Annotated in this window: 15 protein-coding genes; 8 read left to right on the top strand and 7 right to left on the bottom strand. The window is 58.5% G+C overall.

Annotated elements, in window-relative coordinates:
* Positions 1–135: 135 nt before the first annotated feature.
* The 7 genes from cmoM to IMX17_RS09800 all read left to right on the top strand — a co-directional run bounded on the left by cmoM (position 136) and on the right by IMX17_RS09800 (position 10,865).
* Positions 136–921 carry a tRNA uridine 5-oxyacetic acid(34) methyltransferase CmoM gene (gene cmoM / locus IMX17_RS09830; protein WP_046897081.1) on the top strand — a complete coding sequence of 262 codons (786 nt, stop codon included), beginning with the start codon at positions 136–138 and terminating at the stop codon, positions 919–921.
* Positions 918–2,240, top strand: a complete 1,323-nt coding sequence (mukF, locus tag IMX17_RS09825; RefSeq protein ID WP_004928228.1) for a chromosome partition protein MukF — start codon at positions 918–920, stop codon at positions 2,238–2,240. The genes cmoM and mukF overlap by 4 nt, the downstream gene beginning before the upstream one ends.
* Entirely contained in the window at positions 2,221–2,949 is a 729-nt protein-coding gene (gene mukE, locus IMX17_RS09820; protein WP_046897082.1) for a chromosome partition protein MukE, read from the top strand. The genes mukF and mukE overlap by 20 nt, the downstream gene beginning before the upstream one ends.
* Positions 2,946–7,394: a chromosome partition protein MukB gene (gene mukB / locus IMX17_RS09815; RefSeq protein ID WP_089196851.1), complete on the top strand. Its 4,449-nt coding sequence runs from the start codon at positions 2,946–2,948 to the stop codon at positions 7,392–7,394. Before mukE ends, mukB begins: the two co-directional genes overlap by 4 nt.
* Positions 7,395–7,615: 221 nt before the next feature.
* Positions 7,616–9,424: a L,D-transpeptidase gene (gene ldtD, locus IMX17_RS09810; protein WP_071991639.1), complete on the top strand. Its 1,809-nt coding sequence runs from the start codon at positions 7,616–7,618 to the stop codon at positions 9,422–9,424.
* A 180-nt stretch (positions 9,425–9,604) separates the two neighbouring features.
* The gene (locus tag IMX17_RS09805; RefSeq protein ID WP_004928217.1) at positions 9,605–10,153 is read left to right on the top strand and encodes a YcbK family protein; all 549 of its coding nucleotides are present in this window, start codon (positions 9,605–9,607) and stop codon (positions 10,151–10,153) included.
* Positions 10,154–10,217: 64 nt separating this feature from the next.
* Positions 10,218–10,865, top strand: coding sequence for an MBL fold metallo-hydrolase (locus IMX17_RS09800; protein ID WP_046897084.1), 648 nt, complete (start codon positions 10,218–10,220; stop codon positions 10,863–10,865).
* 79 nt (positions 10,866–10,944) lie between these two features.
* On the opposite strand, the gene IMX17_RS09795 is transcribed toward IMX17_RS09800, so the two are convergent.
* From IMX17_RS09795 to IMX17_RS09775, 5 genes are all read right to left on the bottom strand, one after another.
* Positions 10,945–12,135 (bottom strand): amino acid aminotransferase, encoded by a 1,191-nt coding sequence (locus tag IMX17_RS09795; RefSeq protein ID WP_033642574.1) that lies wholly within the window; start codon positions 12,133–12,135, stop codon positions 10,945–10,947.
* A 244-nt stretch (positions 12,136–12,379) separates the two neighbouring features.
* Entirely contained in the window at positions 12,380–13,522 is a 1,143-nt protein-coding gene (gene ompC, locus IMX17_RS09790; protein ID WP_046897085.1) for a porin OmpC, read from the bottom strand.
* Between the two features lie 301 nt (positions 13,523–13,823).
* Complete coding sequence (gene asnS / locus IMX17_RS09785) at positions 13,824–15,224, bottom strand: asparagine--tRNA ligase (RefSeq protein ID WP_033642576.1); 1,401 nt, start codon at positions 15,222–15,224, stop codon at positions 13,824–13,826.
* Between the two features lie 221 nt (positions 15,225–15,445).
* Positions 15,446–16,651: a nicotinate phosphoribosyltransferase gene (gene pncB, locus IMX17_RS09780; RefSeq protein WP_033642577.1), complete on the bottom strand. Its 1,206-nt coding sequence runs from the start codon at positions 16,649–16,651 to the stop codon at positions 15,446–15,448.
* Between the two features lie 255 nt (positions 16,652–16,906).
* Positions 16,907–18,607: a GGDEF domain-containing protein gene (locus IMX17_RS09775; protein ID WP_193549692.1), complete on the bottom strand. Its 1,701-nt coding sequence runs from the start codon at positions 18,605–18,607 to the stop codon at positions 16,907–16,909.
* A 336-nt stretch (positions 18,608–18,943) separates the two neighbouring features.
* Between IMX17_RS09775 and pepN the strand changes: the two genes are divergently transcribed.
* A complete protein-coding gene (gene pepN, locus IMX17_RS09770; protein WP_193549691.1) occupies positions 18,944–21,562 on the top strand; it encodes an aminopeptidase N in 2,619 nt (872 codons plus the stop codon).
* Between the two features lie 51 nt (positions 21,563–21,613).
* On the opposite strand, the gene ssuB is transcribed toward pepN, so the two are convergent.
* Both ssuB and ssuC read right to left on the bottom strand, forming a co-directional pair.
* Positions 21,614–22,387, bottom strand: a complete 774-nt coding sequence (gene ssuB / locus IMX17_RS09765; protein ID WP_046897089.1) for an aliphatic sulfonates ABC transporter ATP-binding protein — start codon at positions 22,385–22,387, stop codon at positions 21,614–21,616.
* Complete coding sequence (gene ssuC, locus IMX17_RS09760) at positions 22,384–23,178, bottom strand: aliphatic sulfonate ABC transporter permease SsuC (RefSeq protein WP_193549690.1); 795 nt, start codon at positions 23,176–23,178, stop codon at positions 22,384–22,386. Before ssuC ends, ssuB begins: the two co-directional genes overlap by 4 nt.
* Positions 23,179–23,188: the final 10 nt, after the last annotated feature.

Genomic DNA, 23,188 nt, shown 5'->3' with positions numbered 1-23,188 from the left:
TGAGTGAAAAAACGGCATCCAGGCATAAACAGGCCGCAAGAAGATACATTCTAAGCCAGTCTGTGCCAAAATAGCAGGTTTGAATGGGCGTGCGCTTTGCCGCCGACAAGACTGAGATCAGCGGAGCCGTTGTCCATGCAGGATCGTAATTTTGACGATATTGCTGAAAAATTTGCGCGTAATATTTACGGCACCACGAAAGGAAAAATCCGCCAGGCGGTGGTTTGGCAGGATCTGACCGGGCTGCTGGCCCAGTTGCCGCAGCGGCCGCTGCGCATCCTCGATGCCGGGGGCGGTGAAGGCCATATGGCTTGCCAACTGGCAGAATTAGGACATCAGGTGTTGTTGTGCGATCTTTCTGGTGAGATGATCCAGCGCGCCGCGCAGCTGGCGGAGCAGAAAGGTGTGAGCCAGAACATGCAATTCGTACAAAGTTCTGCGCAGGATATCGCTCAACATTTGGAACAGCCGGTTGATCTGATATTGTTTCATGCAGTGCTTGAATGGATCGCTGAACCCGTGGCGGCGCTGCAGGCGTTGTGCGATTGTCTGGCGCCGGGCGGCGCGCTGTCGCTGATGTTCTTCAACGCCAACGGCCTCTTGATGCGTAACGTGGTGTTGGGTAACTTCCAATTGGTGGATCCCGAGGTCAGACGGCGCCGCAAGCGTTCGCTGTCGCCGCAATATCCGCACGATCCGCTATTGGTCTACGGCTGGCTGGAACAGCTGGGCATGCGCATCAGCGGCAAAACCGGCGTGCGGGTGTTCCACGACTATCTGCAGAGCAGACAGCTGCAAACCCAAAAATTTGAAGAGTTACTGGCGCTTGAACAGCACTATTGTCGGCAGGAGCCGTACGTGAGTTTGGGGCGCTATATTCACGTCATGGCGCATAAACCAAACCTGAAGGACGAACTATGAGTGAATTTTCCCAGACAGTACCCGAACTGGTCGCCTGGGCACGGAAAAATGATTTCTCTATTTCGCTCCCTACGGAGCGTCTCGCATTTCTGCTCGCTATCGCCACCCTGAATGGCGAACGGCTGGACGGCGAGATGAGCGAAGGTGAGCTGGTTGATGCATTTCGCCATGTCAGCAAGGGTTTTGAACAGACGCATGAAACGGTGGCGATGCGCGCCAACAATGCGATCAACGACATGGTGCGCCAGCGCCTGTTGAACCGCTTTACCAGCGAACTGGCGGACGGTAACGCGATTTACCGCCTGACGCCGCTGGGTATCGGCATTACCGATTACTATATTCGCCAACGTGAATTCTCCACGCTGCGTCTGTCGATGCAGCTGTCGATCGTGGCGCAGGAACTGAAGCGCGCCGCCGATGCCGCCGACGAGGGCGGCGACGATTTCCATTGGCACCGCAACGTGTTCGCGCCGTTGAAATATTCGGTGGCGGAAATCTTCGACAGCATCGACATGACGCAACGCGTAATGGACGAGCAGCAGCAGAGCGTGAAAAACGACATCGCGGCGCTGCTGAGCAAAGACTGGCGGGCGGCGATCTCCAGCTGCGAAATGCTGTTGTCGGAAACCTCAGGCACCCTGCGCGAACTGCAGGATACGCTGGATGCGGCGGGCGACAAGCTGCAGGCCAATCTGCTGCGCATCCAGGACGCAACCCTCGGCAACGTGGAGCTCGGCTTCGTCGACAAGCTGGTGTTCGATCTGCAGAGCAAGCTGGATCGCATCATCAGCTGGGGCCAGCAGGCGATCGACCTGTGGATCGGCTACGATCGTCACGTGCACAAATTTATCCGTACCGCTATCGATATGGATAAAAACCGCGTGTTCGCCCAACGCCTGCGCCAGTCGGTGCAAACCTATTTCGACCACCCGTGGGCGCTGACTCATGCCAATGCCGATCGTCTGCTGGACATGCGCGACGAAGAACTGGCGCTGCGCAGCGAGGAAGTGACCGGGGAACTGCCGCCGGATCTGGAGTTCGAAGAGTTCAGCGAGATTCGCGAACAGCTGGCGGCGATGATCGAAGAGGCGTTGAAGGTGTACCAGGAACAGCAGATGCCGCTCAACCTTGCAGCGGTGATGCGCGATTACCTGGCGCAATATCCGCGTGCGCGTCATTTCGACGTGGCACGTTTAGTGGTCGACCAGGCAGTGCGCCTCGGTGTGGCTGAAGCAGATTTCTCAGGGTTGCCGGCGGAATGGCAGGCAATCAATGATTACGGAGCCAAGGTCCAGGCCCATGTCATCGACAAATATTGAACAAGTAATGCCAGTCAAGCTGGCCAAAGCGTTGTCCAACTCGCTGTTCCCGGCGCTGGACAGCCAACTGCGCGCGGGTCGTCACATCGGTATCGATGAGCTGGACAACCACGCCTTTTTAATGGATTTCCAGGATGAGCTGGAAGAGTTTTACAACCGTTACAGCGTCGAGCTGATTCGGGCGCCGGAAGGTTTCTTCTATTTGCGCCCGCGCTCCACCACGCTGATCCCGCGTTCGGTGCTGTCCGAGCTGGATATGATGGTCGGCAAGATCCTGTGCTACCTGTATCTCAGCCCCGAGCGCCTGGCGCACGAAGGCATTTTCAGCCAGCAGGAGCTGTACGATGAACTGCTGAGCCTGGCGGATGAGAACAAGCTGCTCAAGTTCGTCAACCAGCGCTCCACCGGTTCGGATCTCGATCGGCAGAAGCTGCACGAGAAGGTGCGCACCTCGCTCAACCGTCTGCGCCGCCTCGGCATGGTCTATTTCATGGGCAATGACAGCAGCAAGTTCCGTATTACCGAGGCGGTGTTCCGCTTCGGCGCCGACGTGCGCAGCGGCGACGATCCGCGTGAAGCGCAGCTGCGCATGATTCGCGACGGCGAGGCGATGCCGGTTGAAACCAGCCTGTCGCTTAACGATGAGAATGACGCTGAGGATCAGCAGGTTGATAACGCTCCTGACGGTGCAGAGGATGAACAGGAATGATTGAACGCGGTAAATTTCGCTCGCTGACGCTGGTTAACTGGAACGGCTTCTTTGCCCGCACCTTTGATCTCGATGAGCTGGTGACCACGCTGTCCGGCGGGAACGGGGCGGGGAAATCCACCACCATGGCGGCCTTCGTCACCGCACTGATCCCCGATCTGACGCTGCTGCACTTCCGTAACACCACCGAAGCGGGTGCCACCAGCGGTTCGCGCGACAAGGGCCTGCACGGCAAGCTGCGCGCCGGCGTATGTTACTCCACCCTCGACGTCGTCAACTCGCGCCACCAGCGCGTGGTGGTTGGCGTGCGTCTGCAGCAGGTGGCGGGGCGCGATCGCAAGGTCGATATCAAACCTTTCACCATCCAGGGCCTGCCGACCGCGGTACAGCCGACTGAATTGCTGACCCAGACCGTGGGTGAGCGCCAGGCGCGCGTGCTGTCGCTGCAAGAGTTGAAAGAGCGCGTGGAAGAGATGGAAGGCGTGCAGTTCAAGCAGTTCAACTCGATCACCGATTACCACTCGCTGATGTTCGATCTGGGCGTGATCCCGAAACGTCTGCGTTCGTCAGCCGATCGCAGCAAATTCTATCGTCTGATTGAAGCGTCGCTGTACGGCGGCATCTCCAGCGCCATCACCCGCTCGCTGCGCGATTACCTGCTGCCAGAAAACAGCGGCGTGCGCAAGGCGTTCCAGGACATGGAAGCGGCGCTGCGCGAAAACCGCATGACGCTGGAAGCGATCCGCGTCACCCAGTCGGATCGCGACCTGTTCAAGCATTTGATCTCCGAGGCCACCTCCTATGTGGCGGCGGACTATATGCGCCACGCCAACGAACGCCGCATCCACCTGGACGGCGCGTTGGCGCTGCGCAGCGATCTGTTGGGCAGCCGTAAGCAGCTGGCTGCCGAACAGTATCGCCATGTGGAAATGGCGCGTGAGCTGAGCGAGCAGAGCGGCGCCGAATCCGATCTGGAAACCGATTACCAGGCCGCCAGCGACCACCTGAACCTGGTGCAGACGGCGATGCGTCAGCAGGAGAAGATCGAACGCTATGAAGCCGATCTGGAAGAGCTGACCTACCGTCTGGAAGAGCAGAACGAAGTGGTGGCCGAGGCAAGCGAGCAGCAGGCCGAGAACGAAGCGCGCGCCGAAGCGGCCGAGTTGGAAGTGGACGAGCTGAAGAGCCAGCTGGCCGACTACCAGCAGGCGCTTGACGTGCAGCAGACCCGCGCCATTCAGTACCAACAGGCGCTGCAGGCGTTGGAGCGCGCGCGCGCGCTGTGCCAATTGCCGGACCTGACCGCCGACAACGCCGAACAGTGGCTGGACACCTTCCAGGCTCGCGAGCAGGAGGCGACCGAAGCGCTGCTGATGCTGGAGCAGAAGCTGAGCGTGGCCGACGCTGCGCACGGCCAGTTCGAGCAGGCCTATCAGCTGGTGGGTAAAATCGCCGGCCAGGTCAGCCGCAGCGAAGCCTGGCAGTGTGCGCGCGAATTGCTGCGCGACTGGCCTTCGCAGCAACACCTCGCCGAGCGCGTTCAGCCGCTGCGACTGCGCCTGAGCGAACTGGAACAGCGCCTGCGCTCGCAACAGGACGCCGAGCGCCTGCTGCAAGAATTTTGCAAACGCCATGGTCAGGAGTACCAGCCGGACGATCTCGACATGCTGCAGCAGGAGCTGGAAGAGCGCCTGGAAGCGCTGTCGCAGAACGTCAGCGAAGCCGGCGAACGCCGCATGGAGATGCGCCAGGAGCTGGAGCAGATCCAGCAGCGCATCCGTGAGCTGACGGCGCGTGCGCCGGTGTGGCTGGCGGCGCAGGACGCCCTGAGCCAGCTCAGCGATCAGAGCGGAGAGCCGCTGGAAAACAGCCAGCAGGTGACCGAATACATGCAGCAGCTGCTGGAGCGCGAGCGTGAAACCACCGTCGAGCGCGACGAGGTGGCGGCCCGCAAGCGCGAAGTGGAAGCGCAGATCGAACGTCTCAGCCAGCCGGGCGGCGCGGAAGATCAACGCCTGGTCACCTTGGCCGAACGTTTCGGCGGCGTGTTGCTGTCGGAAATTTACGATGACGTCACCATCGACGACGCGCCTTACTTCTCGGCGCTGTACGGCCCTTCGCGCCACGCCATCGTGGTGCCGGATCTGTCGCTGGTGCGCGAAATGCTGGAAGGGCTGGAAGATTGCCCGGAAGATCTCTACCTGATCGAAGGGGATCCGCAGTCGTTCGATGACAGCGTATTCGCCGTCGAAGAGCAGGACAAAGCGGTGGTGGTGAAGATCGCCGATCGCCAGTGGCGTTATTCCCGTTACCCGGAAGTGCCGTTGTTCGGCCGCGCGGCGCGCGAAAACCGCCTGGAAGTGCTGCATGCCGAGCGTGAAACGCTGGCGGAGCGCTATGCCACGCTGTCGTTCGACGTGCAGAAAACCCAGCGTTCGCATCAGGCCTTCAGCCGCTTTATCGGCACCCATCTGGCGGTGGCGTTCGACGCTGATCCGGAAGCGGAGATCCGCAATCTGAACGCCCGTCGCGGCGAGATCGAGCGTGCGCTGAACAATCACGAAGCGCAGAATCAGCAGCAGCGCCAGCAGTACGAGCAGGCCAAAGAGGGCATTTCCGCGCTCAACCGCCTGATGCCGCTGGTGTCGTTGCTGAACGATGAAACGCTGCAGGACCGCGTCGACGAGATCCGTGAAGAGCTGGAAGAAGCGCAGGACGCCGCGCGCCACATTCAACAGCACGGGGTGTCACTGACCAAACTGGAGCCGCTGCTGTCGGTGCTGCAGAGCGATCCGCAGCAGCATGAACAGCTGCAGCAGGACTACGCGCAGGCGCAAAGCGTGCAGCGTCAGGCCAAACAGCAGGCGTTCGCGTTGACAGAAGTGGTGCAGCGTCGCGCGCACTTCAGCTATACCGACTCCGCCGGCATGCAGAATGCCAACAACGATCTCAACGACAAGCTGCGCCAGCGTCTGGAACAGGCGGAAGCCGAACGCGCCCGCGCCCGTGAGCAGCTGCGTCAATATCAAACCCAGTTCACCCAATACAGCCAGGTGCTGGCCTCGCTGAAAAGCTCGTATGACGCCAAGCGCGACATGCTGAAAGAGCTGAGCCAGGAGCTGGTGGATATCGGCGTGCAGGCCGACGCCAACGCGGAAGCGCGCGCGCGCCAGCGCCGCGACGAGCTGCATGCGGCGCTGAGCAACAACCGCGCTCGCCGCAATCAGTTGGAGAAACAGCTGACCTTCTGCGAAGCCGAAATGGATGGCCTGCAGAAGAAACTGCGTAAGCTGGAACGCGACTACCATCAGCTGCGCGAGCAGGTGGTGACCGCCAAGGCGGGCTGGTGCGCGGTGATGCGTCTGGTGAAAGACAACGGCGTGGAACGCCGCCTGCATCGCCGCGAACTGGCGTATATGGATGGCGACGAGCTGCGCTCGATGTCGGATAAGGCGCTCGGCGCGCTGCGTCTGGCGGTGGCGGACAACGAACACCTGCGCGACGTGCTGCGTCTGTCGGAAGATCCGAAGCGGCCGGAGCGTAAAATTCAGTTCTATATCGCGGTCTACCAGCACCTGCGCGAGCGTATCCGCCAGGACATCATCCGTACCGACGATCCGGTCGAGGCCATCGAGCAGATGGAGATTGAGCTGGGCCGTCTGACTGAAGAGCTGACCGCGCGTGAGCAGAAGCTGGCGATCAGTTCGAAAAGCGTGGCCAACATTATTCGCAAAACCATTCAGCGCGAACAGAACCGCATTCGCATGCTGAACCAGGGGCTGCAGGCCGTTGCTTTCGGCCAGGTGAAGAGCGTCCGTCTGAACGTCAACGTGCGAGAAGCGCACGCCACCCTGCTGGACGTGCTTTCCGAGCAGCAGGAACAGCATCAGGATCTGTTCAACAGCAACCGCCTGACCTTCTCCGAAGCGTTGGCCAAGCTGTATCAGCGTCTGAATCCGCAGATCGATATGGGGCAGCGCACGCCGCAGACCATCGGTGAGGAGTTGCTGGACTACCGCAACTACCTGGAGATGGAAGTGGAAGTGTACCGTGGCTCCGACGGCTGGCTGCGTGCGGAAAGCGGCGCCTTGTCTACCGGTGAAGCCATCGGTACCGGGATGTCAATTCTGGTGATGGTGGTGCAGAGCTGGGAAGAAGAATCCCGCCGCCTGCGCGGTAAAGACATCTCGCCATGTCGCTTGCTGTTCCTCGATGAAGCGGCGCGTCTGGATGCCAAATCGATCGCCACGCTGTTCGAGTTGTGTGACCGTCTGGAAATGCAGCTGATCATCGCGGCGCCGGAAAACATCAGTCCTGAGAAAGGCACCACCTATAAACTGGTGCGTAAGGTGTTCCAGAACCACGAGCATGTGCACGTGGTGGGGCTGCGCGGTTTCGCCAGCGAGCCGCCGGCGCTGGGCACTGCGCCGGTCGAAACGCCGTAACGCAGAAAAACGCCCTAAAAATCCGAAAATAGCCGCCGCAGGGTGGCTATTTTTTTGTGCGCGTGGATGATAGTCCTGCTTTTTTATCCGTTGAAAAGCGGTTAGTTTAATCAGATAAACAGTAATTCGACGCCCGCAGGGCGAAACGGCCTTTCTGTTTGTATACTGAAGCTATATGCAGTTTTTTGACGTTTTTTTTGTGAGCATACAGGGGGCAAGGGATGTTGCTTAAAAAGGGAAACTCTCTACGACGTTTGGCGCTGAGTGGCGCTATCGCCTGTAGTCTTGTGTCGTCGTTTTCCGCATTGGCCACCGTAACGGCGTTACCGGTGGCATCAGCAGGCATGTCCGTTGCGCAGAGCCGTTCTGAACTGCTGGCCGCGTTGCCGCGCGGCATGGATCTGCACTACCTTTCCACGCTGGCGCCGCTGTATGCGGCGAATCATATGCAGCCGATGTGGCAGGATCGCGAGGCCGTTCAGCAGTTTCAACAGCAGCTGGCCGAGCTGGCGATGTCCGGCGTGCAGCCGCAGTTCACCCAATGGGTGAAGATGTTGACCAATCCGGCGCTCAATGACGTAGGCCGCGATGTGGTGCTGTCCGATGCGATGTTGGGCTATTTGCAGTTCGTGTCCGCTATCGGCGCCAACGGCACCAGTTGGCTGTACAGCAATATTCCCTACAAGCTTGGCTTGCCGCCCACTGCGGTGATCAACCAATGGCAGCTGGCGGTGCGTCAGGCGCGCACGCTGAGCTACGTGAATTCGCTCGCGCCGCAGCACCCGCAATACGCCAAGATGCATCAGGCGTTGCGCGATATGCTGGCGGATAACCGCCCCTGGCCGCAGGTGGGCAGCGGCCCGAGCCTGCGCCCAGGACAAATGAGCAACGATATTCCTGCGCTGCGTGAGATCCTGACGCGCACCGGCATGCTGGCCGCTTCGGCGCCGGAGGCCGAGCCGGAGCCGGCGGTCGTCTCGGCGAAGAGCAATGAGCCTGATGACGGCGGGCTGACGGTAGACGAAGAGAAGGGGCGTGTGACGGTCAGTCCGTCGGCGGCGCCGGTGACGGAGTTGACCGCTGAACAGACGCCGCCGCAGGTCGGCAGCGTGGTGAGCGACAACCTTTATACCAACGAGCTGGTAGAGGGCGTCAAACGTTTCCAGAAATGGCAGGGGCTGACGGCGGACGGCGTGATCGGCGTGCGCACTCGCGAGTGGCTCAACGTATCACCGAAAACCCGAGCCGCCCTGCTGGCGTTGAATATCCAACGTCTGCGAATTTTACCGGGGCATGTCGGTACCGGCATTATGGTGAATATTCCCAACTACTCGCTGACCTACTACCAGAACGGCAACGAAGTGTTGTCCTCCCGCGTTATCGTCGGGCGGCCGAGCCGCAAGACACCGCTGATGAGCAGTGCGTTGAACAACGTGGTGGTCAACCCGCCTTGGAACGTACCGACTACGCTGGTGCGTGAGGATATCGTGCCGAAGGCGATGCGCGACGGTAACTATTTCCAGAAACACGGCTATACCGTGCTGTCGGGCTGGAGCAACGATGCGGAGGTGATCAACCCGGCGATGATCGACTGGAGCATGGTCTCTGCGCGCAACTTCCCGTATCGCGTGCGCCAGGCGCCGGGCGCCACTAACTCGCTGGGGCGTTTCAAGTTCAATATGCCGAGTTCGGACGCTATCTACCTGCACGATACCCCGAACCACAGCCTGTTCCAGAAAGACATTCGCGCGCTTAGCTCCGGCTGCGTCCGGGTGAACAAGGCTTCCGATTTGGCGAATATGCTGCTGCAGGATGCCGGCTGGAACAATAGCCGCGTTTCTTCCACGCTGAAAGAGGGGAATACCACTTATGTGAATATTCGCCAGCGTATTCCCGTAAAACTGTATTATCTGACCGCCTGGGTTTCGGATGACGGCCAACCGCAATTCCGTACAGATATTTACAATTATGATAATACGGTGAGATCGGGCGCACAAATTTTGGCTCAGGCCAAAAAATTAATGCAGTAAATGCAGTAATTATAAATAAATAACGGTCAGAATGTTTGGCTATACCGCAGGCCCTCTTAGCTGGGGGCCTGTAAACCTAGGCGTATCGCGGGTTGACTCAGCATACGCAGGCGGTTATGGTTCGGACAGTGCGCTGCTTTGTGCATTTATTTTGACATTCTTGCCGGGTTTAACAGAGTCATGGACAAAATTGATCATCATCGCCGTAAATGGCTGGCGCTAGGCGGCGCAGCTATGGGCATAGCGCTGCTTCCAGGGCAGGCGTTTGCCAGTCTTTCCACCGCTCGACCGCGTATTTTAGTGTTGAATAACCTGAATACCGGTGAATCTATTAAAGCCGAGTTCTTTGACGGCAAAGGCTACAATAAAGAAGAGTTGGTTCGGCTAAATCATCTGTTCCGCGATTATCGCGCCAACAAGGTTAAATCGATTGATCCCAGTTTGTTTGATCACCTCTATCGCCTGCAGGGGCTGCTGGGTACCAGCAAGCCGGTGCAGCTGATCTCCGGTTACCGTTCCGTAGATACCAACAACGAATTGCGCGCGCACAGCCGTGGTGTGGCCAAGCACAGCTACCATACCAAGGGCCAGGCGATGGATTTCCATATTGAAGGTATCCAATTGAGTAATATCCGTAAAGCAGCGTTAAAAATGCGCGCTGGTGGTGTAGGATATTACCCACGTAGCAACTTCGTGCACATCGATACCGGCCCGGTTCGGAGCTGGTAATCGCGGTGCCCTCAGTGAATAACGCCGCTCCTTGCGGAGGCGGCGTTATTGTCGTTGGAGCCTTATGAAATACCATCTTATTCCCGTTACCGCTTTTAGCCAGAATTGCAGCCTGATCTGGTGTGAAAACACGCAGCAGGCGGCGTTGGTCGATCCCGGCGGCGAAGCGGAAAAAATCAAAGCGGAAGTGGCGCAGCAGGGTGTGACAATCACGCAGATTTTGCTGACGCACGGCCATTTGGATCACGTCGGCGCGGCGGCGGAATTGGCGGAACATTATCAGGTGCCGATTTACGGCCCGGATAAAGAGGACGCTTTTTGGCTGGATGGTTTGCCGGCGCAGAGCCGGATGTTCGGGCTGGAAGAGTGTGCGCCGCTGACGCCGACTCGCTGGCTGTCGGAAGGCGATGAGATGCGGGTGGGCGAGATGACGCTCAAGGTGTTGCATTGCCCTGGGCATACGCCGGGCCACATCGTCTTTATCAATGAACAGGCGCGTTTGGCGCTGGTGGGGGACGTGCTGTTTAACGGCGGCGTGGGGCGCAGCGACTTCCCGCGCGGTGACCATCAGGCGCTGATTGCCTCTATTCGCACCAAGCTGCTGCCGCTGGGTGACGACATGCGCTTTATTCCCGGCCACGGCCCGATGTCGACTTTCGGCCACGAACGCCAGACCAACCCGTTCCTGCGTGAAGAGCCGGCGGTGTGGTAACGATCATTTCCCGGCAGAAATAATCAAGGGGCGCTTAGAGCGCCCCTTTTTTATGTCCTGATGGCCTGCGCCGACGCGCTTAGAGCACGGCGACGATGGCTTCACACAGCGGCGCCATGTTGTCCGGCGTCATGCCGGCAACGTTAACCCGGCCCGAGTTCACAGCGTAAACGCCAAACTCTTCACGCAGACGCAGCACCTGCTCTTTGGTCAGGCCGCTGAACGAGAACATGCCGTTCTGCTGGATGATGAAGCTGAAGTCCTGCTGCGCGCCTTTCTCCTGCAGGGTGTTCACAAACAGCTGACGCATGCGGTGAATGCGTTGGCGCATATCGGTCAGCTCCTGCTCCCACATCGCGCGCAGCGCATCGTTGCCCAGAATGGTGGCGACAACGGCGGCGCCGTGTGACGGCGGGTTGGAGTAGTTGGCGCGGATAGCCGCTTTCACCTGGCTAAAGGCGCGATCGGCGGTTTCGGCATCGGCGGCAACAATGGTGCAAGCGCCGACGCGCTCATTGTACAGACCGAAGTTTTTCGAGTAGGAGCTGGCGACGATCAGTTCTTTATGTTTGGCGGCGAAAATACGCAGGCCCTGCGCATCTTCTTCCAGGCCGTTGGCGAAGCCCTGATAAGCGAAGTCGAACAGCGGCAACCACCCGTTGGCGACGGAAAGTTCAGCCAGCTGCGCCCACTGTTCCGGCGTTGGATCGATACCGGTCGGGTTATGGCAGCAGCCGTGGAACAGCACCACATCGCCGGCCTGCGCCTGTTTCAGGCTGTTCAGCAGGCCGTCAAAATCCAACGCGTGGTTGGCGGCGTCATAGTAGGCGTATTCCAGCACTTCCAGGCCCACGGCGCTAAAGACGTTCTTGTGGTTCGGCCAGCTTGGGTTGCTGATCCAGATGCGTTTGGCGCTGGTCTGGTTGGCGATAAAGTCTGCCGCCACGCGCAGGCCGCCGGTGCCGCCTGGCGTCTGTGCGGTGCGCGCGCGGCGATCGGCGACGATCGGGCTCTCTTTACCGAATAGCAGTTCTTGCGTGCAGCTGGCGAACGCCGGGATGCCCTCAATGCCGAGATAGTTTTTGGTGGTCTCATTTTCCAGCAGATACTGTTCAGCTTTTTTTACGCTGGTCAGCACCGGGGTTTTACCGGTTTCGTCTTTATAAACGCCAATCCCTAAATTGATTTTATTCGGGCGGGCGTCGGCGCGGAAAATGTCGGTCAGGCCCAGGATCGGGTCGGCGGGTGCGGCGGTGATTTTTTCAAACATGTCAGGTGCTTCCAAATCTCGGAGTTAAGCAGACAGAAGCATCAGGGTAACGCCAGTTACCGGCTTTGCCAACCGTTTGCGACAAAAACACCGCGATCTTGTGAAGGGGAAGAGTTAGACAGAAAAAATGATGGGGAAGGGGGAATTGGCAGGATAAAAAATTACCGGCTGACACAAACAAAAACAGGGCCGGAGCCCTGTTTTTTAACTTAGCCGACGGTAAACCGCCGTTAAGCGAGACAACTTAGAACTGGTATACCAGACCAACGCCTACGATATCGTCAGTTGCGATGCCGGCTGCTTTGGTGAACGCGTTGTCATCCAGCAGGTTGATTTTGTAATCAACGTAGGTGGACATGTTTTTGTTGAAGTAGTAAGTGGTACCAACAGAAACATATTTAACCAGATCCTGGTCAGAGCCCGCGCCTGGGACGTTCATGTTCTTGCCTTTAGACTGCAGGTAAGACACTTCTGGACGCAGACCGAAGTCGAACTGGTACTGTGCGGTCACTTCGAAGTTCTGAGTTTTGCTGGCGAAACCACCGCAGCTGTTGTTCTGAGTGTCTGCACAAGAGGTAGTGCCGTCTTTCAGAGAGTTGTTACCACCGTAAGGGGTCATGTTACGGGTTTCTGCGTACATTGCCGCCAGGTAAACGTTGTTGGCGTCGTATTTCGCGCCCACGGTCCATGCGTCAGCCTTGTCGCCACGCTCGTTGGACTTGTTCTTCTGAGCATCGGTACGGTTGGAGGATGCGTATGCTGCACCTACGCTGATGCCTTCGCCGATGTCATAAGTAGAGGAGATACCCCAGCCGTCGCCGTTCTGTTTCTTGATGTCGCGACCGTCGTTCTGGTTTTTGCCCTGGTATTGCAGAGCGAAGTTCAGACCGTCAACCAGACCGAAGAAGTTGTTGTTACGATAGGTCGCAACGCCGTTGGTACGGCCGGTCATGAAGTTGTCGGAGTTGGTGTAAGTATCGCCACCGAACTCTGGCAGCATATCGGTCCAGCCTTCCACGTCGTACAGTACGCCGTAGTTACGGCCGTAGTCGAAGGAGCCGTAGTCAGCGAATTTCAGACCGGCGAAGCCCAGACGGGTTTTGGTGCCTTCGGTGCCCTGAGATTCGGAGTGGTTAGCTTGGACGTTGTATTCCCACTGGCCGTAACCGGTCAGTTGGTCAGTAATTTGGGTTTCACCTTTGAAGCCGAAACGAACATAGGTCTGATCGCCGTCATTACCTTTGTCTTTGGAGAAGTAGTGCAGACCGTCAACTTTGCCGTACAGATCCAGCTTGTTGCCGTCTTTGTTGTAGATTTCAGCTGCGTTTGCTGCACCAGCAGCCAACAGAGCCGGGATTACCACTGCAAGAATGTTGCGCTTCATCATTATTACCCTCATTGGTGTTATTCGGACACCTTTGCCACTGCCGCCAATAATTCTTTGGGAACTATTGTTGATAGATTGGTGTCGTCCTGTGTCTGAACGCAGTGTTCCATTCACAGGCGGGTTAATCTAGGACGAAAATGATACCAATGTCCCAATCGGGTTGCAAAAGGAAAGTATGTGTAACCAAATGTAATTTTTCGGGAACTTTGTGACGTGCGTCAATATTAAAAAATGCGAAAGGCCAGCGATGCTGGCCTTTGTTTTGTAACGAAATCGTTTAAAAAACGTGTGATCGTATAAATTAGAAGCTTGCGTTACGCGGCGTGCGCGGGAATGGGATCACATCGCGCACGTTTTGCACGCCGGTGACATAGGCGATTAAACGTTCAAAGCCCAGGCCGAAACCGGAATGCGGCACGGTGCCGTAGCGGCGCAGATCGCGATACCACCAGTAGTCTTCTTTATTCAGCCCCATCTCTTCCAGGCGCTGATCGAGCACGTCGAGGCGTTCTTCACGCTGCGAGCCGCCGATGATTTCGCCGATGCCCGGCGCCAGCACGTCCATGGCCGCGACGGTCTTGCCGTCTTCGTTCATGCGCATGTAGAACGCTTTGATGTCTTTCGGGTAGTTTTTCACCACCACCGGCGCCTGGAAGTGTTTCTCCGCCAGGTAACGTTCATGCTCGGAAGAGAGATCGATGCCCCAGGAAACCGGGTTTTCGAAGGTTTGGCCCGAGGCCAGCAGGATCTCAATGGCGTCGGTGTAGTCCACCTGGGCGAAATCGGAAGACACGAAGCGCTCCAGACGAGCGATAGCGTCTTTATCCACGCGCTCGGCGAAGAATTTCAGATCGTCGGCACGTTCATCCAGCACCGCCTGGAACACATACTTCAGCATGCTTTCGGCCAGGCCGGCAACGTCGTCCAGCGTAGCGAAGGCCACTTCCGGTTCGATCATCCAGAACTCCGCCAGGTGGCGGCTGGTGTTGGAGTTTTCGGCGCGGAAGGTTGGGCCGAAGGTGTAAACCTTCGACAGCGCGCAAGCGTAGGTTTCGCCGTTCAGCTGGCCGGAAACGGTGAGGAAGGCTTCCTTACCGAAGAAGTCTTCGCTGAAATCGACGGTGCCTTTGTCGGTGCGCGGCAGGTTTTCCAGATCCAGCGTGGACACGCGGAACATCTCGCCGGCGCCTTCGGTATCGGAGGCGGTGATCAGCGGAGTAGAGACCCAGAAATAGCCATTTTCATGGAAGAAGCGGTGGATCGCCTGCGCCAGAGTATGACGTACGCGCGCCACGGCGCCAATCAGGTTGGTGCGCGGGCGCAGGTGAGCCACTTCGCGCAGGTATTCGATGCTGTGGCGCTTGGCCGCCATCGGGTAAGTGTCCGGATCGTCGACCCAGCCGACCACTTTGATCGCGGTAGCCTGCAGTTCGAAGCTCTGGCCTTCGCCCGGTGAAGCGACGACTTTGCCGGTGACTTCAACCGAACAACCGGTGGTCAGATGCAGCACTTCATCCTGATAATTCGGCAGAGAATTATTAACGACGGCCTGTAACGGATCAAAGCAGGAACCGTCATAGACGGCCAGGAAGGAGATACCAGCTTTTGAATCTCTCCGGGTACGTACCCAGCCGCGTACGGTGACTTCACTGTCAACCGCAGCACGACCTTGCAGTACGTCGACTACAGGCACTACGCTCATAGATTTCTCTCTTTAATAATTTGGTTTAGAAATAGCTTACAACCCAAGAATATGGGGGTAATGGCTATGTTACTTGCCGCGGTGCAGAGCACAAGCAGAAATCATCGGATTGGCGCAACATTTATCGCGGCTGACTGAAAACAGGGCGTTCGGGATAAAAACAAAAAAGCCGGCGCGTAAACCGGGCCGGCTTTCTTTCTTTCTCTCTATATAGAGAAGGTTCAGCTGGCTTTCTTCACCAGCGGCAGATCGAAGGCCTTGCGCAAGGCCCGCACGAATGCCTGGTCCTGGCAGATGGTCTTGCCGGGGCTGTCGGAGAGCTTGGCCACCGGTTTGCCTTTGCATTCGACCAGCTTGATCACGATATTCAACGGCTTGACGCCCGGAATATCGCAGGTCAGGCGCGTGCCGATACCGAAGCTGAGATTGATGCGCTGATAGAAGTGGCGATAGAGCGCCAGCGCTTTTTCCAGATCCAGGTTGTCCGAGAACACCAGCGTTTTGCTCATGGGGTCGATGCCCAGTTTCTGATAGTGGGCAATGGCTTTCTCACCCCACTCGACGGGATCGCCCGAATCGTGGCGCAGCCCCTGATAACGCTCGGCGAACTGCGGGCCGAAGTCGCGCAGGAAAGCATCCATGGTAATGCAGTCGGTAAGCGCGATGCCAAGCTGATCCGGGTATTCATCCAGCCAGGCCTGCAATGCGGCGCGCTGGCTGTTGGCCAGCACCGGGCTTATCTGCTGATGCGCCTGGAACCATTCATGCGCCTGGGTGCCGACCGGCGCCAGGCCGAGCTGATGCGCCAGATCGTAATTGCTGGTGCCCGACAGGTACGGGAATTCGGCCTGCAAGGTGCTGACGATGGCCTGTTGTACGCCCTGGGAGAAGCGGCGACGGGTGCCGAAGTCCATCAGCTTGAAGCGTGAAAGATCCAAATCGCCCGCCAGCGTCTTGAACTGCGCCAACTTGGTTTGCAGGTGGGCTACCGCCTGTTCCGGCGTCGCCAGCGGAGAGCGCCGGCGGTGCACCACTTCGCTGATCACCGCCAGCAGCGGCACTTCCCACATGATCACTTCACGCCACGGCCCGGCGATGCGGATTTGCAGCTTGCCGTCGCGGTTGTCGATGGTCACCTGCTGCGGATCGTATCGGAACGTGCGCAACCAGCTCAGGTAATCTTGACGGAAGAAGGGCAGACCCGAAAGGTAAGCGAATTCGGCGTCGGTCAGCGCCAGCTGGCTCATCAGGGCGACCTGCGCGCGGATCTCGTCGGCATATTCGCCCAGCAGTTCGTCGCCGCGGCAGCGGAATTCCGCCGCCACGCTGATAGCGGGATAGCGATGGAACACTGCTTGCTGCATATGAAGCTTGTAAGCATCGGTATCAAGCAGTGATGTCAAAATCGGGGAAGCGTATTGAGTCATAGCGCGTTACAGCATCCTCGTCAGGCGCGTGTCCAAATCCGGATAATCATAAAAGTGGGGGTGGAGTATACCCGGATTATCCTGTTATTGAAGCTGCATCACACCATAAATCACCGAAGCGGGTCGAGGATTAAACGTGCCTTTATGGCGGGCTGGCGACGGCGGCGGAGGAAAAAAGCCAGATATGCCTGTAAGGTGAATGACTTAGCCTAATTAGTCATAAAAATTATAATGTTAATTATTTTAAACAACAAATCAGATAAACCCGGTCTGGGTGTGCACGCTGACCCGATCTTTGCCGTTCTTTTTGCAAAAATAGAGCGCTTCGTCCGCCTGTTTGATCGCCGCCTGCAGCGCAGTAAACGCGTTGACCGGCGCAATGCCGCAGCTGGTGGTGAAACGCACTTGCCGCCCGTCGGCCAGATTCAGCGTCAGGCGATGGGTGCGGGCGCGCAATTGCTCCATGATGTTCCGCGCGTTGTCCAACGAACAGTTGCCCAGCAGCACCGCGAACTCTTCGCCACCGTAGCGGCAGAAGATGTCGCTGGCGCGAAACGCGCGTTGCAACAGATGGCCGAATTCCACCAGCGCCCGGTCACCGACATCGTGGCCGTAGCTGTCGTTGAGCTGTTTGAAGTTGTCGATATCGATCAGGCAAAAGGCCTGCGGGTAGCTACCGTCGCCCAATAGCTGGCATTCGAGGAAGAATTTACGGCGGTTATAAATGTTGGTGAGCGGATCGAGGAAGGAAGAGGCCTCAAGCTCTTTAATCAGCAGCTGTTTCTCGCTTTCCAGCGAGACCTTGTCCAACTGATATTGTCTGAGCTGTTGAATGGCGTCGCTGATGGCGATCAGTTCCCGGCTGTAGAAGGCGTCGTTGCGATCGATATTCATCTCGCCGCGCGACAGCCGCACGATATTGTTGTGGGTTTTGGTCAACCAGCGGTTGATGTTGGTGCAGAACACCAGCGCCGGCAAAATGAACAGCAGCACCCCCAGACCGGCGAGCGCGATCATGCCGTAAATGGTGGTCTGGCTGTCATAAATCTTGTGACGCGAAGCGACGGTTTCCAGCTCAAAGCTGCGTTGATACAGCGCCTGTGAAAGCCTGCTCAACTCGTCGACATAGCGCGAGATAAGCGCGGCGGGATAGGGCTTTTGGGTATTGATGGCGGTGTATAGCCCATCGGTAATCTGCTTGAGGCGTTCGGTAGACACCTGGGTGAGCAACTGATTGACGATGCTGGTGGTTTGCACGTCGTCGTAGTTGAGCTTCATGAAGATCAACCGGGTGCTCAGCGCGTTCAGGACGCCGGTCAACTGAATGGACTTCAGATAGGCGTCTTTGCGATCGAGCGGGCTGACGTTGACGTCGATAATCTGATCGCTTAACTCCGTCAGCGACATATTCAGCCGGTTGTTGAGGCGAATGGCCTCGAGAAACATAAAGGAGTCGGTATCCACCATTCGGGTATCGTAGGTGTAGCGGTAATAGCTCTTGCTGGTTTGCGAGATGTAATAGGCGCTGTTGATGTTGAACAGGTTGGCGTTGGCGTTGTTGACCTGCGAAAGCTGCAGGTTGTCGTTATCCAGCAACTGTTCCATCAGGCCGATCATCGACAGCGCGGCGATTTTTTGCCGCACGCCCAGCTCCCTGGCGATCGTGTCGTTCAGATGCTCGCGGATCCGGGCGATTTTCTCGCGCGCCACCCGATCGGCGGCCAGACACTGCGCGCGAGTGATTTGCGGATCGATCAGGCTCAAGCGTTTGAGGCGGTGAGCCTGCAGCGAAGCCTGAAAGGCCTCGGAGATTTCTTTGGCGCGATCGATCTTATACAGGTTGAGCTGGTTATCGCGGTACTCGGTATGGGCTTCGAGCAGTTCCTCGACGATGAACAGCGAGAAGGAGGTCATCAGGCACAGGGTGAAAAAATAGATTGCGTATTTGATTTTCATAGTGCGAGTCATCCCTGAGCCTGATTCGGCAATTATACCATCATGCCGCCGGTGCCGCCTCAACAATGCCGGAGCGCCGCGAAGGCGGTTTTTTAGCATTAAATGCTGATTTTTATTTAGCCATTGGTCACCCGCGCTGCCATCTGGTGGGTGAACTATGATTTGCCTCTGATTTCTTTATCGCGCTTGCCCGGCGGATCTGGGCTTTTCAGCCAGCTGTGATACAGTTTATTCACAATCAGGTTCGCCGAGCGCCGCAGGGGAAATCTCCAGCGACGGCGCGGAGGAGAAGAGCGGCCTGGCACCTATAACTCACTGAGACGTTTAAGGGTTTTTATGACACAACAGCCACAGGCAAAATATCGCCACGATTATCGCGCGCCCGATTACACCACGACCGACATCGATTTGGACTTCAGTCTGGACGCGGAAACCACGCGCGTGACCGCCGTCAGTAAAATCAAACGTCAGGGCGCGGCTGGTGCACCGCTGGTGCTGGATGGCGAGGATCTGACGCTGGTGAGCATTCAGGTCGACGGTCAACCGTGGAGCGCCTATCGTCAGCAGGATAACCAGCTGATCGTCGAAGAGTTGCCAGCACAATTCACTCTGACCATCGTCAACGATATTCACCCGGCGAAAAACACCGCGCTGGAAGGGCTGTATCTGTCCGGCGATGCGCTGTGCACGCAATGCGAAGCCGAAGGCTTCCATCATATTACCTATTACCAGGATCGCCCGGACGTGCTGGCGCGCTTTACCACCCGCATCGTGGCCGACAAGGCGCGCTATCCGTTCCTGCTGTCGAACGGCAACCGTATTGGCCAGGGTGAATTGGCCGATGGTCGCCACTGGGTGCAATGGCAGGATCCGTTCCCGAAACCTTGCTACCTGTTCGCATTGGTGGCGGGGGACTTCGACGTGCTGCGCGACAGCTTCACCACCCGTTCCGGCCGTGAGGTCGCGCTGGAGCTGTTTGTCGATCGCGGCAACCTGGATCGCGCAGACTGGGCGATGACCTCGTTGAAAAACTCGATGAAGTGGGACGAGACCCGCTTCGGTCTGGAATACGATCTCGACATTTATATGATCGTGGCGGTCGATTTCTTCAATATGGGCGCGATGGAGAACAAAGGGTTAAATATCTTTAACTCCAAATACGTTTTGGCGAAGGCGGAAACCGCCACCGACAAAGATTACCTGAACATCGAAGCGGTGATTGGCCACGAATACTTCCACAACTGGACCGGCAACCGCGTCACCTGCCGCGACTGGTTCCAGCTCAGCCTGAAAGAGGGGCTGACGGTGTTCCGCGATCAAGAGTTCAGTTCCGATCTGGGATCGCGTTCGGTCAACCGCATCGATAACGTGCGCGTGATGCGCGGCGCGCAGTTCGCCGAAGACGCCAGCCCGATGGCGCACGCCATTCGTCCGGATAAAGTCATCGAGATGAACAACTTTTACACCCTGACTGTGTATGAGAAAGGTTCTGAAGTGATCCGCATGATGCACACCCTGCTGGGGGAAGAGAACTTCCAGAAAGGGATGCAGCTCTATTTCGAACGCCACGACGGCAGCGCCGCCACCTGCGATGACTTCGTACAGGCGATGGAGGACGCGTCCAACGTGGATCTGTCGCGCTTCCGCCGTTGGTATAGCCAGTCCGGCACGCCGCTGTTGACGGTGCGCGACGAGTATGATGCGCAAACCCAGCAATATCGCCTGCATGTCAGCCAGAAAACCGCGCCGACCGCCGATCAGCCTGAGAAGTTGCCGCTGCATATCCCGCTGGATATCGAGCTGTACGACAGCGAAGGCAACGTCATCGCGCTGCAGAAGGGCGGCCTGCCGGTCAACAACGTGCTGAACGTCACCGAAGCGGAGCAGACCTTCGTGTTCGACGGCGTGGCGCACAAGCCGGTGCCGTCGCTGCTGCGTGAATTCTCTGCGCCGGTGAAACTGGATTATCCGTACAGCGATCAGCAACTGACCTTCCTGATGCAGCACGCGCGCAATGAGTTTGCGCGTTGGGATGCGGCGCAGAGCCTGCTCGCGACCTACATCAAACTGAACGTGGCGCGGCACCAGCAGAAGCAGCCGTTGTCGCTGCCGCTGCACGTGGCCGACGCGTTCCGTGCGGTGTTGCTGAACGAGACGCTGGATCCGGCGCTGGCGGCGCAGATCCTGACGCTGCCGTCGGAGAACGAAATCGCTGAACTGTTCGCCACCATCGATCCGGAAGCGATCGCCGCGGTGCACGAAGCGATCGTTCGCTGCCTGGCGCGGGAGTTGGCCGATGAGTGGCTGGCGGTGTATCACGCCAACAAGACCGACGGCTACCGCGTGGAGCACGCCGACATCGCCAAGCGCGCCTTGCGCAATGTGTGCCTGGGTTATCTGGCGTTCGGCGAAGATGCGGCGCTGGCGGACCAACTGGTGAGCGAACAGTATCGCCTGGCGGATAACATGACCGACTCGCTGGCGGCGCTGTCCGCCGCGGTCGCGGCCCAGTTGCCGTGTCGCGATGCGCTGTTGGCGGCGTTCGACGAGCGCTGGCATCAGGATGGCCTGGTGATGGACAAATGGTTCGTGCTGCAGGGCAGCAGCCCGTCGGCGGATGTGTTGAGCAAGGTGCGTGCGCTGCTGCAACACCGCTCGTTCAGCCTGAGCAACCCGAACCGCACCCGCTCGCTGATCGGCGGCTTCGCTTCCGGCAACCCGGCGGCGTTCCATGCGGCGGATGGCAGCGGTTATCAATTCCTGGTGGAGATCCTCAGCGATCTCAACCAGCGCAACCCGCAGATCGCCGCGCGCCTGATCGAACCGCTGATTCGTCTGAAGCGTTACGACGCCGGTCGCCAGGCGCTGATGCGCAAAGCGTTGGAACAGCTGAAAGGGTTGGAAAACCTGTCCGGCGATCTGTACGAGAAGATCAGCAAGGCGCTCGACGCCTAATCTTTTCACCGTGAATACCCAAAGGGACGGCCTGCGCCGTCCCTTTTTCGTTCAATTCGCCGCCTGGCGTGGGCTGGCCGCGGTGACCGGCGGCGATAACACCCGCTCCAGCACTTCAGCCTCCAGTTCCGCCAGCCTGGCAGAACCCTTGCGGCGTGGCCGCGGCAGATCGATGCTCAGATCCAGTCCGATTTGGCCCTCTTCAATCAGGATCACCCGATCCGCCAGCGCGATGGCTTCGCTGACGTCGTGCGTCACCAGCAGTACGGTAAAACCGTGCTGTTGCCACAGCGATTCTATCAGCCCCTGCATCTCGATGCGCGTCAGGGCATCCAGCGCCCCGAGCGGTTCGTCCAGCAGCAGCAGGCGGGGGCGGTGGATCAACGCGCGCGCCAGGGCGACCCGCTGCTTTTGTCCGCCGGACAGCGCCGCCGGCCAGTCGCGGGCGCGATCCGCCAAACCGACCGCGGCCAGCGCCTGCAGCGCCGCGTCGCGCCACTGGCCGCGCAGCCCCAACCCCACGTTGTCGATCACCGTTTTCCACGGCAGCAGGCGCGCATCCTGAAACATCAGCCGGGTATCTTCTTTGGCGGCGGCAAGCGGCGCATTGCCGCTGAGCAGCGCGCCGCTGCTGGCCTGTTCCAGGCCGGCCAACAGACGCAGCAGGGTGCTCTTGCCGCAGCCGCTGCGGCCAACCACCGCCACGAACTGCCCGGCGGAGATGCGCAGCTGAATGTTATCCAGTACGGTGCGGTTGCCGTAACGTTTGCCGATGGACTCCAGCGTCACCGGCGTGCCTTGCGCAAGGCGAGCGGGAAGGGTCATAGCGCTTCTCCCTGTTTCAGTTGATAGGCCGGGTGCCAGCGCAGCCAGACGCGTTCCAGCAGTTGCGCGCCCACGTCTGCCAGCTTGCCGAGCAGGGCGTACAGCACGATCGCCACCACCACCACGTCGGTTTGCAGAAATTCACGCGCGTTCATCGCCAGATAACCGATGCCGGAGTTGGCTGAGATGGTTTCGGCGACGATCAGCGTCAACCACATGAACCCGAGGGCGAAACGCACGCCGACCATAATCGACGGCAACGCGCCCGGCAGCACCACCTGCGTGAACAGGCGAAAACCGCTCAGACCGTAGCTGCGCGCCATCTCCAGCAGGCCGCGATCGATGTTTTTGATGCCGTGATAGGTATTGAGATAAATCGGGAACAACGTGCCGAGCGCCACCAGAAAGATCTTGGCGGATTCATCGATGCCGAACCACAGGATCACCAGCGGGATCAGCGCCAGGTGCGGCACGTTGCGGATCATTTGCACCGAACTGTCCAACAGGCGTTCACCCCAGCGCGACAGCCCGGTAATAAAGCCGAGAATCAGTCCGATGCTGCCGCCGATGCCAAAGCCGATCAACGCGCGCTGGCTGCTGATGCGCAGGTGCTGCCACAGTTCGCCGCTTTGGCTCAGGCGCCAGAAGGCGGCCAGCACCGCACTCGGCGCCGGCAAAATGCGGTTGGACAGCCAGCCGGTTTCGACGGCGACTTGCCAGATGATCACCAGCGCCAGCGGCAGCGCCCAAGGGGCCAGCCGGTACAGGATGCGTTGCGCGTTATTTGCCATCGGGGCGCTC

It is taken from the genome of Serratia sp. X3, from assembly GCF_014982455.1.
Taxonomy (GTDB): Bacteria; Pseudomonadota; Gammaproteobacteria; order Enterobacterales; family Enterobacteriaceae; genus Serratia; species Serratia ureilytica.
This window is presented reverse-complemented; position numbering and strand designations above follow the sequence as displayed.